The following is a 13,788-nucleotide window of genomic DNA, read 5'->3' as shown; positions in this document are numbered from 1 at the left end:
CACGACCACGGTTTCGGGAAGCAACGACCCACAGGCAAAAATTTCAAGGCATATGACAGGTGCGGCCGCAGATGCCAAAAGAAGCGGTTTCCTCACCGAACGACAGTCCAAAGTCCTGACGGCCATCCGCCGTCATGTCCAGCAGCGTGGATTCGCCCCATCGTTTAGAGAAATCGGCGACGAGGTTGGCCTCAAAAGCACCTCTTCCGTGAAGCACCAACTTCAGGTCTTGGAAGACAAAGGCTATATCAAAATGTGTGCAAACAAAGGAAGGGCCATCGAACTTATTGAGGACTCTCCATCGACGAGCGCGGGATCGACATCAACGCCCATGGCCACAGGAAACTCCTCTCCTACCGGTCCGGCACACAGCGCCACCATATTGCCCTTCCCACACCACTATGGCAACGCCAGCGCCATTGCAGAATCCAACGACATTCCACTCGTAGGCAGAATCGCTGCTGGAACCCCGATCACCGCGGAGCAGCATATAGATGACGTCATGCGTCTTCCCGAACGGCTGACAGGTAAAGGCAATCTCTTCATGCTCGAGGTTCACGGCGATTCAATGGTAGATGCCGCCATCTGTGATGGTGATTTTGTGGTCGTTCGTGAGCAGCAGGAAGCTACCAACGGGGACATCGTCGCAGCACTCCTTGACGATGAGGCAACCGTCAAGACGTTCCGAAACGATAATGGGCACGTATGGCTCATGCCCCACAACCCCGCTTATTCTCCAATCGACGGAACCTATGCAAAAATCATGGGAAAAGTCGTTACCGTACTGCGTAAGATCTGAGTCTTGCCTGAATACACGTAGGGCCGCAAGACGAACCATCTCTCCGACACCATGTCAACCGTTGCCTTTCGAGAGCCGCTAACGATGCGTGCGCTCTCCCACAGCGGTTTTGTATCCGACCGGCTCCAATTGGAATGTGGTGTGGGATACCGAGACTGGAAAATGGTCATTAAGACATGTCTGAAGCTTGTGCAGAATCTCAGCTTCCTGGGCTTCATCAAGGCCAGCATCGACAACCACATGAGCCGTGAATGTAGGCTCGCCAGTGGCCACGGTGTTGGCGTGCAAATCATGAACGCTGACCACATGATCCACCGTTTCCAAATGGTGCCGGACTTCATCGAGATCCAAATCATCCGGTGTCTGTTCAAGCAACACCTTGAGGGCATCACGCATCAGGACGAACGCTCGAGGAATCATCATCACAGCGATGACGGCACCGGCGATGGCATCGAACTTCGTCCATCCCGTCGTCATCATCACAATTGCCGAAACCACCACGGCGACCGATCCAAGAGCGTCATTGACGGTCTCAAGAAATGCGGCTTTCATGTTCATGTTGTCTTTGCGGCCGCCAGAGAGCAGTAGTGCGGAGACCACATTGGAGACAAGTCCGAGAATACCGAATCCGAGCAGGAGGATGTCGCCCTGAACCTCCGATTCCGAAAACCCGAACAACCTCATCATGGCTTCGACAAAGGCATAGATCCCAACGATCATCAGCACGAAAGCGCCAAGACCCGCTGTAATGACTTCCAGCCTTGCCCAACCCCAAGTCCGCTTTTTGTCCGGCTTTCGTCTGAGCAGCATGGCCGTCACGGTTGAAGCTGTAAGCACAGAAACATCAGTGAGCATGTGTCCACTATCAACCAAGAGAGCCAAGGATCCTGTGAGAATCGCACCAATGACTTCCGCCACGAGTACAAACACAGTCTGACCAAGCGATATGCTCAAACGAATCTGATGACTACGTGCGGCTGAACCATCATCTGCCGCGACTCTTTGATGCGAATTATCGGATCCATTGTTCTGCACCTGTGCAGCAGGGGTGTCGGTCATATAACCATCCTCGAATAACAATCAACCTACGATACGGAACCATGCAATCGAATCAGTTCACATGATGTCGCCGACCCACGTTCCAATGGCGACTATACACCAATGGAACCTTCCGCAACAGTGGTACTTCCTTCTAACAGCTGAACAACCGTGGAACGCACAAGGTTGTGCGTTCCACGGTTGTTTCCAATCGCCGCCTCACAGGCAACAACAGGGAATGCCACCCCGACCAGAGACTGCACTCCCGGCCCATGACGAAACAGCGCGCAACCTAAAAGCCGAACTTCGCAGCAGAAGCCTTCAACGTTTCAGCAGAAGCCTTCAACGCAGAAAGTTCGTGATCGGAAAGCGGCGTGTTGATGTGCGAGTTGACACCGGAACGGTTCAGCAACGTCGGCACCGACATGCAGACATCGGAAATGCCATGGAAATCGTCCAAATAGGAAGACACCGGCAGAACCCTGTTCGTATCATTGAGGATAGCTTCGATGATGTCCACGCCGGACATAGCGATGGCAAAGTTCGTGGCGCCCTTGCCGTTGATGATCTTGTATGCGGCGTTCTTGACCTCTTGGTGAATCTCCTCACGCTTGGCATCGTCAAGAGGCTCATGGCCCGGCAATGCCTTCCAGTTGCACATCGTCACTCCTCCGATGGTGGCGGAAGCCCACAGCGGCACCTCGGAATCGCCATGCTCACCGGCGATGTAGGCATGGACGTTCTTGACGTTGACACCGGTCTGCTGAGCAAGCAGGAACCGCAGACGAGCCGTATCGAGATTGGTGCCCGAACCAAACATCTGATTCTCCGGCAGACCTGAAAGCTTCATCGAAACATAGGTGACCACGTCGACGGGGTTCGTAATCAGCATATAGATGGCATTCGGGGCCACTTTGGTGACCGAAGGAATGATGGACTTCATGATGCTGATTGTGGCCCCGGCCAAATCCAATCTGCTCTGACCCGGCTTCTGCCGTGCACCGGCAGTGATGACCACCATGTCGGCATCGCGGCAAATCTCCACATCGTCGGACCCATCAATGGAGACGGCAGGATAGAAGCTGGAGCCATGCTGCATGTCGAGCACCTCCGCCTCAACACGCTCCTTGTTGATGTCTTCCAGCACGATCTGACGCGCCACGCCCTTCTGGGCAGCCGTGAAAGCCAGCGTGGAACCGACGGCACCGGCACCGATAATCGCCAGTTTTGTAGGTTTGATAGTTTCATTTGCCATAATTAAAACCTCTATCCTCTTCCAGGCACAGGAATATCCCTCATCCCTAAATGCCATTGTTTCGATCCAAACAAATGCGGCGTCAAGATAAATCTTGGCGCCGCATTGCACATGTGATTCATGTCATAAGACATGAATCACATCAATGAACCTTTCATGAACCACATTAGCAACAATCAGTCATAAACTGGCGTTCTCCGTTTCCCCATCTTTCTCCCGCAAATTCGCTCTAAGCATAGAAACAACAGGGAATCGACACCCACACCACGCTACTTAACGGGCTTGATAATATAAGGAATATCACATTACAGAGGAACCAACCCCGCACTATCCGATAGCGGCATCCATGAGTTTGGCCGCAAGCCTGCTGTCCACACGTGCATTGACCCTCACCCCATCGTCCAAATATTCGCAATGGTCCAGGATGCCGTATTCCCGCACTTGGGAAATCAGCGAACCTGCCGTATACGGCAGCAGGGCCTCAACGCTGACACTTGGCTGGGGTAGCAGAGATTCGACGGATTCGCGTACATCACGCAGCCCTTCGCCGGTTGCTGCAGAGACCAAAAAAGCCTCCGGCATCAGACTTTGAAGCCGCTCCAGCACCTCAGGAGCCACCAAATCCGCCTTGTTGAACGCCAGCACACGCGGTATTCCCTCTGCACCCTGGATGTCCGCCAGAACCTTGTCAACAGCGTTGATCTGCGCAAATGGATCGGGATACGAGGCATCGACCACATGAAGAATCACGTCGGCCTCACCGACTTCCTCCAGTGTCGATTTGAACGCCTCCACCAACTGGGTGGGCAGACGACGTACAAAACCAACCGTGTCCACATATGTGTACAGCCTACCGTCCTCAGCCTTCGCACCGCGCACCGCCGTATCGAGCGTGGCAAACAGCGCGTTCTCCACCAGCTCCTTGGAACCGGTGAGCCTGTTGATCAGCGATGACTTGCCGGCGTTGGTGTAGCCAACCACAGCCACCGTGGGCATGCTGTTCCTTCTACGAGCGCCACGCTTGACCTCACGCGCCGGAGCCATGGCCGCAATCTGACGCTTGAGACGAGATATACGAGTCCGGATGACACGCCTGTCCATCTCGATTTTCGTTTCTCCAGGACCCCTGGAACCGATGCCGCCATTGACACCGGCCGCCTGGCCTCCTGCCTGACGCGAAAGCGAGGCACCCCAACCACGGAGTCGGGGAAGCATATACTCCAGTTGAGCCAACTCCACTTGGGCCTTGCCTTCACGGCTTGTGGCATGCTGGGCGAAGATGTCGAGAATCACAGCCGTGCGGTCCACCACCTTGACTTTCGTGGCATCCTCGAGCGCACGGCGTTGGCTGGGGGCAAGCTCACCGTCCACGATGATGGTGTCCGCCTCCTCTCGGGCCACGATGCCTGCTATCTCCTTGGCCTTTCCCCGGCCCACGTATGTGGCCGCATCAGGCTTCAAACGGTGCTGCAAGACACCATCACATACCTGTGCACCAGCCGTCGCCGCAAGCGCCGCAAGCTCGCGCAGCGACTCCTCCGCCTTGCCTGCCGTGGTTACCCGATTCGACCACACCCCCACGAGCACGACCCGTTCGAGGCGCACCTGACGGTATTCGACTTCGCTGACATCCTGAAGCTCGCCCAAGCCCGCCACATGCCTAAGCTCATTGCGAGACTGACGCTCCTCCCACTCCTCGTTCTCATCCTGCACATTGTGGGAGCCCGAAGCATATTGTACGCCCGCACCCTGAAGCACGTCGCTTTCATTGGCAAGCACATCGTCGTCCGGAGTGGACTCGTGTTGATCGATCTCGCCTTGTCTAAAGGAGGCATCACGTTCGTTTTTCTGTTGGGTCAAAGGCACCTCGCTGTATTATTTGGATTGACTATCATTATGATGGTTTTGGCAGACAACAGGGGGAACCATGGCACAAGAGCAACAAGGCGCGCAAGGCGGGCAATATTTCGCCCCGACCCCTGTCTCCGAAGACATACGTCACAATCTCAATGTCAATCTGCGTGGCCATGCGGTGGCCGTCGAGGTTTCCAACGGCGTTTTTTCGGCTCACCGACTTGATTTGGGAACCTCCGTGCTGCTCAGGCACGCACCGACTCCCCCGTCAACGGGCACCCTGCTCGACCTTGGTTGCGGTTGGGGACCCATTGCAATCACGCTCGGTCTGGAGAGTCCGAAGGCCGCAGTGTGGGCACTGGACGTCAACCAACGTGCGCTCGACCTGACGGCGGTCAACGCCAGGCGCCTTGGCTTAGGCAATATCCACACCGCCACCGCTGATCAAATCCCTGAAGACCTTACGTTCGACCTCATCTGGTCGAACCCACCGATCCGCGTGGGCAAGGAGGAGCTACACAGCCTGCTCATGACCTGGCTGCCGCGCCTGAACGTAGGAGGGGTGGCATATCTGGTGGTGCAAAAGAACCTTGGATCTGACTCTTTGATACCTTGGCTGGCCGCGGCACTTGGCGACGATTTTCAGGTGGGCAAATACGCCAGCTCCAAAGGCTATCGGGTCATCGAAGTGATGCACCTCCCAAAAGCCGACGACCCCAACCAAAACCAATCGAATAGTCCTGACTACACAACAAAGACAAACCATACAGACGCATGAAATACCATTATCCCAATGAACTGCCGGTCAGCGCGGCGCGCGAGGAAATCGTCAAAGCCGTGCGCGAAAGCCAGGTTGTGATCATCTCCGGGCAGACCGGCTCGGGCAAGACCACACAGATCCCCAAGATGCTGCTGGAGATGGGCCGAGGCACCCATGGCAGGCAGATCGTGCACACCCAGCCGAGGCGTCTTGCCGCCCGAACCGTGGCCGAACGTCTCTGTGAGGAGACCGGAACAAAGCTCGGTGACGAGATTGGCTACCAGGTACGATTCACGGACGAAAGCTCGAAGCAAACCAGGCTGCGCATCGTCACCGACGGCATCCTTTTGGCACAGATCCAGCGAGACCCGAAGCTCTCGCGGTACGACACCATCATCATCGACGAGGCCCATGAGCGCAGTCTCAACATCGACTTTCTATTGGGCTATCTGACCTCGCTGCTGCCCAAGAGACGTGACCTGAAGCTCATCATCACCTCCGCCACCATCGACTCTGTGAAGTTCCAGGAGCACTTCGCCCATGCACTGCATACGAAGGTGCCCGTCATCGAGGTCTCCGGACGCACCTACCCCGTGCAGGTGGTCTACGAACCGCTTGGCGGCATGCCGGCCCTGATGCGCCACGTGCCCGGGTTTGCAGACGGCTCGTTGCCCGGCGAGAACGGCGAGATAGCCGGTGCGGATGACTCCACCGGTTCCCAGGACATGCCACGGGCGGTGGCGCGGGCATGCGCCGAACTGGTGATCCACTCTACCCACGACCACGGACCTCGTGACATTCTGGTGTTTGCCTCCGGCGAGCGTGACATCCGAGACTACGAAGTCGCACTGCGCCGCCATTTCGGCGCACGCACGGACGACATGCGCCGCCCCGATGCCATTGAGATCGTGCCACTGTTCGCACGTCTCTCCAACAAGGAGCAGCACCGCGTCTTCGAATCTCACGGCCACCAGCGCATCGTCATCGCCACCAACGTTGCGGAGACATCGCTGACTGTTCCCGGTATCCGCTACGTGGTTGACCCCGGCGAGGCCCGTATTTCGCGGTATTCCAAAACCGCCAAGGTGCAGCGCCTGCCAATCGAAGCCATCAGCCAGGCCAGCGCCAACCAGCGCAGCGGACGCTGCGGGCGTATAGCAGACGGCATCGCCATCCGCCTCTACTCCCCCGAGGACTTTGCGTCCCGCCCCGAATTCACTGAACCCGAAATTCTTCGCACATCCCTTGGCGCTGTCGTACTGCATATGCTGTCGGTGGGCGTGGCGCACAACACGGACGACGTGACCCACTTCGGCTTCATCGACCCGCCTGACACCCGTTCGGTCTCCGACGGCTTCAACGAGCTCACGGAGCTGCGTGCCATCAGCCGCAAGCATGGCGAGGCCACGCTGACCGCCACGGGCCGCCAGCTGGCGCGCATTCCCATCGACATTCGCTTCGGACGCATGATCATCGAGGCCGCCCACACCACCACGCCCAACACTGTGGCGGCGGTGCTCGTCATCGTGGCGTTCCTGAGCCTTCAGGACCCACGCGAGCGACCGGAAGAAGTGCGCGAGGAAGCAGACCGCATCCATAACCGCTATGCCGATCAGACCAGCGACTTCCTTACGGCCTTGAATATATGGGACACCGTTTTCGGCCCGGAAGGCAAAATCTCGAACTCCGAGCTACGGCGCGTGTGCAAAACCGAATATTTCAGCTTCATCCGCATGCGTCAATGGCGTGACCTCGTCAATCAATTGCGCGACATGTGCCACCAGATGCACTATAAGGTGGGCACATCCGAGCCTTCCTCCCGCCCCAGTGCCAAAATCACCGCATTGCCCCTCAACCAACAGGCCGCGCATAGTCTTTGCCGCAGCTGGGATGCGCAGGGCATCCACACCGCCATGCTCGCCGGCCTGCTCTCGATGATGGGCATGCAGGTGGTGCGAGAGCCAAAGGCCTCGGATTTTGCCGGACTCAAGGGGCCTGCGAGGGCGCGAGCCATCAAGCAAGCCAAGAAGAAATCGAAGAACGAATACCAAGGGGCGCGCGGCACCAAGTTCGCACTCTTCCCCGCATCTGCCGTCGCCAAGACCACACCGCCTTGGGTGATGAGCACGGACCTGACCGAAACCTCGCGGCTCTGGGCTCGATATTCCGCTCAAATTGATCCCGCGTGGGCAGAGCCACTGGCAAGCGGCCTGACGCGCACCACATACGCCGAACCGCATTGGTCGGGTTCGCACGGCAGTGCGGTGGCCAATTCCAAAGTGCTGCTCTACGGCTTGCCCATCGTGCAGGACAGGCCTGTGCAGTGGGGTCGCATCAACCCATTCGAGGCCCGCGACTTCCTCATCCGCCAAGGACTGGTGGAAGGAGATATCGAGCAGCGCTTCAGCTACGACGACTTTGTGGAACGCAACCGATCGGTGTTGCTGGACGCCGCCGACGACGCCAGCCGAACACGCCAGATCTCCGAGAGCGCCAGCGACGAGGATCTCTTCGACTTCTACAATGCCGTCATTCCCCAGGATGTCACATCCGTGGCCGACCTGGCCAAATGGGTCAAAGGGCTCAAAGCCTCCGGAAGCGACTTGAAACAGCTGCAATTCGACCCCACCCAGGTGGAACGGCTCAAAAGCAGCGAAAGCGTGAGTCTTAAGGATTACCCGGACCGTTGGCACACGCTGGGCACGGATGGCACGCCCATCGACCTTCGCCTCAGCTATATCTACGACCCGACCAGCCCCAAAGACGGCGTCACCGTGCATGTGCCCATTAAGACGCTCTCGCGCCTGACTCCCACGCAATTCACATGGAACGTGCCGGGCCTCTTGGACGAGCTGATTCTCGGCACCATCAAATCGTTGCCGAAGTCGATCCGCGTGCAGTTCGTGCCAGCCCCCGACGCGGCGCGAACGATTCGTGGCTATATCGACGCCCACTTCCCCGATCTGCCAGGCTCCGGCGAGGATGGCAAACCGAACCTGCCGCCGGTGGACGAGGAACGAGGAGGGGCCGATTGGCCCGACTTCCTCCACGTCTTCACATATGCCGCAGTGGAGAGCCTCAACGCCCAAATCCATCCCGAAGTCTTCAACGCCGAGCAGCTCGACAAACTCCAGCCATATCTGCGTGTGACGTTCAGCGTGGAGGAACCGATTGTGGCTGCCAAGCATAGGAACGGCAGACGGCCACACCACGGCAACGGCCCCAAAGTGAACGTGCTCGGCACCGGCAAATCATTGGTTGACCTGCAACGACGCTTTGCCCAAGAGGCTGAGGCCTCGGCCCGCAAGGTCATCGCCAAGCAGGCGAACCAGGCCAGATCCCAAGGCAAAGTGGTGGCTCAAGCCAACCTGCTGCACCGGGCCGGAGCCACCACCAAATCACGCTCGACAATGCTTTGGGAGGCGGCGCTCGACTCGCTGAAGTTGCCAAGCGAACGCATCTCTTCGCGTTGGCTGAGCGGCGAGGCGTTGATGCTCGCCGCCGCTCCATACAAGTCCACTGAAACGTTGACCGATGATCTCCAGTTGGCCGCGGTCAAGCGACTGCTACCCAAGGTGGCCACACTCAAGGACGACGCGGCACTTGCTGAGGCTGTGGCCGGGTGCCAAGACCTCTTCGAAGACACGGTCTACCAGGTCAGCCATGACGTCATCGCAGTGTTGAAGCGCTATGCCGAGGTCGACAAGGCCTCCAGCGGCAAGGCCGACCTACCCATGCTCTCCGTGCTGCAGTCGGTGCGCGAGCACATCGCCACACTGGTCTACCCCGGTTTCATCGGCAAGACCCCGCCGGACGCACTGCCGAACGTGGAGCGCTACCTCCATGCCGACCTGCTCAGACTGCAGAAGGCGAAGGCCGACAAGAACCGCGACGTACGCTGGGCCTGGCAGGCAGACGAAGCCAAGACATTGGTGGACCGCGCCTCACAAACCGCCAAGTCCGAACCCGCCGGGCCGAATCGCGATGCGGCCATGACACGGGTGAGCCGGGCGCGTTGGCTGCTCGAGGAGTTCTATGTCTCACTGTGGGCGCAGGAACTCGGCACGCGGGAGCCGGCCAGTCTCAAACGCATCACAAAGGCACTTACCCTTTAGCGGCTTCGACTCGAACAAATCTCCATGCTAGCACGCAAAACCAGCGGATGAAACGTACGACCGCTCATTTGCATCCGCCTCCAGAACAGAAGAAGCCCTGCCGCAAACGTGTACAATACAGACTCGATTGAGGCGATTTCCGTCTGAAACATACCCAGTAAGGTATCGCAATAGTATAAACGCGTACGATTCAGACGATTAGATAATCAGATAAGCAAGCAATCAGTCAACAGCTGGATAAACAAGTACAGACGAATGTTACAAACCAACGGGAATCACCCACCAAAGAAAACGAAGGTACCAGCCCAGACGGAAGCGGCAAGCGCGATGATGGGAATGAGTAGGCAAACGGCCACGAACACCCTGTCTCTAGTGTGAACCGCACTCACGCGAGCATGGGTGCGTGGCGAAGTGCCGCCAAAACCACGGGCCTCCATCGCTGTTGCCAAAGTTGTGGAACGTCGGATGGAAAGCACAAAGAGCGCGAACGCCTGCGGGAAGAAAGCCTTGACCTTGTTCTCATCGCCCAGCCCTCGCGAACGGCGGGAGGCGGTGAGGGCGGCCCAGTCATCGCGAAGCACCGAGAACATGCGCATGCCGGCAAGTCCGCCATATACGAAGCGGTCGGGAAGATGCAACACTTGGCTGAACGAGTCAGCCAGGTCGGTGGCATCGATACCGATGACCGCTATGATGGCCGGGATTCCGATGGCGAGCACACGAAGCCCTGTGGCGAGCGCGAGCATAGCCGAGCGATCAGTCACCTTGATCATGCCCCACTGCCACCACACAGCCCCACCAGATTTGCCGTAGAGCAACACCGCAAGCGCCGATCCGGGAGCGCCCACAAACACGGGCCACGTAGACTTCACCACCTGCCACGGTTTGAACCCGATGCATATCAATGCCAGAAGCTCCAATGCGAGCGCCACTGTCGCAGAAACCCAGTCCAACGTGATGATGAGAGGCAGAGCGGCAAGGAATCCGCCAATCATACGGTAGGCAGGGTTGAGCGAGGCCATGAACCGCGAACGACTCGACGCTTTGGCAGCCTCATCTCTCGAATTGACCTGACTCACTTTCACATGCTGACTTGCCTTACCCCATGCATCAACCTCACTTACCGCAGTATCGGCCGAAACACGGGAAACTTCCACCGCCTTCGCATCGTCAGCCTTGTTTTCATTTGAGCGAGCAGTACCGCTCTGAGCTCGATTACGACCCGCATCAGCTGCTTTGGCATCAACATTGGTGTCACCCATAACGATGGCATCCTCTAAGGCATCAGAACCAACAGAATCAACAAAATGACCTTCCTGTCCGGAAGTCCCATTGCTTTTTGCTGCATCACCCTGAGAAATCTCAAGTTCCTCATCCGCTTCAAGCTCCACTACGCGCGCGCCCAGCGCCGTCACCAAATCACGGTCGTGCGTGATGACGATAATGCTTACGCCGTCCGCACGTAACGATTGGATGAGCTCGGCAATCTCCATCCATGTGATGCGATCCTGTCCGAAGGTGGGCTCATCGAGCACCACCACCCGCGGGGCGGCCGCAAGTGCGGAGGCCACTGTTAGCCGACGTTTCTCCCCTCCGGAAAGCGTGTACGGATTGGCATTGGCATACTGCGAAAGCCTGAATCGGTGCAACAACCGCTCCGCCGTTGCTTTCGCCTCCGCCTCACCCACACCGGTGCGCACAGGTCCGAGCATCACTTCCTCAAGCACGCTGCCACGGGCGAACTGATGCTCCGGATTCTGAAATACGTACGATATGCGAGCGGCAAGTTGCGTGGAACTCCAGGCAAACGGCGAGGTCTCGTCTGTGCCCGCTGCCAAAACAGGTGCAGCTTCAACAGCCCCAGCAACCGGCTCAAGCAAGCCGGCAAGGGTCAGAGCCAGCGTGGATTTGCCCGCACCGTTTTGGCCTACAATCGCCGTGATCTGGCCCGCTGCAAAATCGATATCAATATGTTCGGCAATGGCGTTGCCATTGCGCCCAATTGCAAGGTCCTTAGTGGATAGGACCGTCTCACCGGAGCCGTGCGAAGGCTCATCGCTAGGCTCGCCTTCGACATGAATGCGGTGGATTTCGTCTCGGGAACGCCGATAACGCTTCGGCACCCAGATGCCCAGCTTGGTAAAGTCCAGACCAGAGTGGCCAAAGACCTCCTCAGGCGTGCCGTCCGCCACGATGCAGGTACGCAAATCATTGCCATGACCAATGTCAGTGACACTTTGAGCTTCAGCTTGTGCACTCCCAAGAGACTCATCGACTCGCCTTCCCAGCACCACCACACGATCGATCATGTCTATCCACGGATCGACGCGATGCTCCACCAGCACCATCGTGGCACCTGTGGCATCGAGCGATGACTGGACAGAAGCAACAATCTGGTGCACGCCGTCAGGGTCGAGGTTCGCCGTAGGCTCGTCGAGCAGCAACACCCCTGGCTGCATGGCCAGAGCACCAGCCAGAGCCAGCCGTTGCATCTGCCCGCCGCTCAAGTGCATGGTGGAACGGTGCAATTGCAAGCCTTCCAAGCCGGTGTCGGCCATGGCGGCATCGACGCGACCCCAAATCTCATCTCGCGGCACCGTCATGTTCTCAGGGCCGAAGGCCACGTTGTCGCCGACCCGCTCAAAAATCGCCTGTGATTCCGGGTCCTGAAGAACTAATCCGACTTTCCCCCGCGCAGATCTGGCGGGTACACCGTTCACAAGAATCTGACCGAGAGAAACGCCTCCCTCGCTGTCTTGCGCCGCAACTTGAGCCACATCAGCATCGTTTACGTCAGTATCGTTTACATTATTATCATTAGTGTCGGTATCGTTTACATCATCGCTGCTAGCGTCACTGCTGTTGCCCGGAACATCAGCACTTTCGTCGTCGGCGCCAAGCAGCCCGGCTGCAGCCTCAAGAATGGTCGACTTCCCTATTCCCGATGCGCCGAGCAGCAGGACCCGCTGCCCGGCCTCGACTCGGAGGTTAAGCCCTTGGATGGCAAAATGCGTGCGCGAAGCATGGCGATACCCCCAATTCTCAAATCGTATTGAGGAACCGCCTTGCCCGTTGGCACGCACTTTATCCATTGCCTATCCTTCATGCACTCGGCGCGTCATAGACGTACCATTCAACTTTGCCCAAGCCGTCGCTTACGCCGCCGTGCCGCGCACTGCACGGCCCGAGGCAAACTTATCGAGCGCGCCCGTCTTGGCCAAGGCAATGTAAAGGAACCACATCAGCACACCGGCAATCAACGCTCCAGAGATGAGCGTGGAGACCAAATACCACAGGCCATAGGAGCCGAGCAGATCAATGCCCTGCAGATGCTTGATGAATGACCAAGCCCAGCAAACCACACCAGCCACAGCACCGGAAAGCGTGGTCAGGGCAAGGTTCCAGACTTTGTACATGGCGCAGGCAAAGACGATCTCAGCGCCGAGACCCTGCAGAATAGCCATGGCCACGGTCTCCAAGCCGCCCCACGAATTGCCGAGCAAAGCCTCAAGCACACCGGCCACCACTTCGGCGAAGACTCCGGCACCGGGCTTGCGCACCACAATGAGCGCCAGAGGGCCTGCGAAGAGCCAGAGCCCGTTGAGCACGCCGTCGAGTCCAGGCACGAGCGCTGCCAAAGGCGCCCCGATGGGATTGTACAGCAGACCCGCCGCCCAATAAATCAGGGAGCTTACCACACCGATGGCCGCCGCCACGGCGATATCCACGACTCTCCACCTAAGATTTGGTTTTGTGGTATTGGTCTTGATTGCAGATGCTGACATGATCTGTGCCTTTCCGTGCGGCTGTGTTTCAGCTTGCGCACAAGGCACGGGAAAAGAGACGTCCGTGCGCCAGCATTATCTGGAGTCACGTTCAATCGGTCGGGGTCTCCCCCATCTCAGCCACATCCGCGAATCGTCTTGTTCGATCGCGGGTACAGCCCCCGTGTCAGTTTCGATATAGT

Annotated in this window: 8 protein-coding genes; 3 read left to right on the top strand and 5 right to left on the bottom strand. The window is 57.9% G+C overall.

Annotated features, from left to right (window positions below; translation table 11 throughout):
- Positions 1-52: 52 nt before the first annotated feature.
- Positions 53-799 (top strand): transcriptional repressor LexA, encoded by a 747-nt coding sequence (lexA, locus tag ACSYSS_RS02860; protein ID WP_491704193.1) that lies wholly within the window; start codon positions 53-55, stop codon positions 797-799.
- 78 nt (positions 800-877) lie between these two features.
- Here the strand turns inward: lexA and ACSYSS_RS02855 are convergent, their stop codons facing one another.
- The 3 genes from ACSYSS_RS02855 to hflX form a co-directional block, all read right to left on the bottom strand.
- Positions 878-1,858 carry a cation diffusion facilitator family transporter gene (locus ACSYSS_RS02855; protein ID WP_491703977.1) on the bottom strand — a complete coding sequence of 327 codons (981 nt, stop codon included), beginning with the start codon at positions 1,856-1,858 and terminating at the stop codon, positions 878-880.
- A 271-nt stretch (positions 1,859-2,129) separates the two neighbouring features.
- Complete coding sequence (locus tag ACSYSS_RS02850; RefSeq protein WP_491703976.1) at positions 2,130-3,092, bottom strand: L-lactate dehydrogenase; 963 nt, start codon at positions 3,090-3,092, stop codon at positions 2,130-2,132.
- Positions 3,093-3,419: 327 nt separating this feature from the next.
- The gene (gene hflX / locus ACSYSS_RS02845) at positions 3,420-4,904 is read right to left on the bottom strand and encodes a GTPase HflX (RefSeq protein WP_491704192.1); all 1,485 of its coding nucleotides are present in this window, start codon (positions 4,902-4,904) and stop codon (positions 3,420-3,422) included.
- 115 nt (positions 4,905-5,019) lie between these two features.
- On the opposite strand from hflX, the gene ACSYSS_RS02840 reads away from it, so the two are divergent.
- On the top strand, positions 5,020-5,724 hold the full coding sequence (locus ACSYSS_RS02840; RefSeq protein ID WP_491703975.1) for a class I SAM-dependent methyltransferase: 705 nt from the start codon (positions 5,020-5,022) through the stop codon (positions 5,722-5,724).
- The gene (gene hrpA, locus ACSYSS_RS02835; protein WP_491703974.1) at positions 5,721-9,821 is read left to right on the top strand and encodes an ATP-dependent RNA helicase HrpA; all 4,101 of its coding nucleotides are present in this window, start codon (positions 5,721-5,723) and stop codon (positions 9,819-9,821) included. Before ACSYSS_RS02840 ends, hrpA begins: the two co-directional genes overlap by 4 nt.
- A gap of 275 nt (positions 9,822-10,096) precedes the next feature.
- Here hrpA and ACSYSS_RS02830 read toward each other — a convergent pair whose 3' ends face one another.
- Both ACSYSS_RS02830 and ACSYSS_RS02825 read right to left on the bottom strand, forming a co-directional pair.
- Complete coding sequence (locus tag ACSYSS_RS02830; protein WP_491703973.1) at positions 10,097-12,913, bottom strand: ATP-binding cassette domain-containing protein; 2,817 nt, start codon at positions 12,911-12,913, stop codon at positions 10,097-10,099.
- Between the two features lie 63 nt (positions 12,914-12,976).
- Positions 12,977-13,606, bottom strand: a complete 630-nt coding sequence (locus ACSYSS_RS02825; RefSeq protein ID WP_491703972.1) for an ECF transporter S component — start codon at positions 13,604-13,606, stop codon at positions 12,977-12,979.
- Between the last annotated feature and the right edge of the window lie 182 nt (positions 13,607-13,788).

Source organism: Bifidobacterium sp. ESL1118 (assembly GCF_058505595.1).
The sequence above is the reverse complement of the archived record's forward strand: the minus strand, read 5'-3'. Positions and strand labels throughout refer to the sequence as shown.

Excerpts from the sequence above, each read along its gene's own strand:
- lexA (WP_491704193.1), top strand. The coding sequence starts at position 53 with ATGACAGGTGCGGCCGCAGATGCCAAAAGAAGCGGTTTCCTCACCGAA.
- ACSYSS_RS02855 (WP_491703977.1), bottom strand. The coding sequence starts at position 1,858 with ATGACCGACACCCCTGCTGCACAGGTGCAGAACAATGGATCCGATAAT.
- ACSYSS_RS02850 (WP_491703976.1), bottom strand. The coding sequence starts at position 3,092 with ATGGCAAATGAAACTATCAAACCTACAAAACTGGCGATTATCGGTGCC.
- ACSYSS_RS02840 (WP_491703975.1), top strand. The coding sequence starts at position 5,020 with ATGGCACAAGAGCAACAAGGCGCGCAAGGCGGGCAATATTTCGCCCCG.
- hrpA (WP_491703974.1), top strand. The coding sequence starts at position 5,721 with ATGAAATACCATTATCCCAATGAACTGCCGGTCAGCGCGGCGCGCGAG.
- ACSYSS_RS02830 (WP_491703973.1), bottom strand. The coding sequence starts at position 12,913 with ATGGATAAAGTGCGTGCCAACGGGCAAGGCGGTTCCTCAATACGATTT.
- ACSYSS_RS02825 (WP_491703972.1), bottom strand. The coding sequence starts at position 13,606 with ATGTCAGCATCTGCAATCAAGACCAATACCACAAAACCAAATCTTAGG.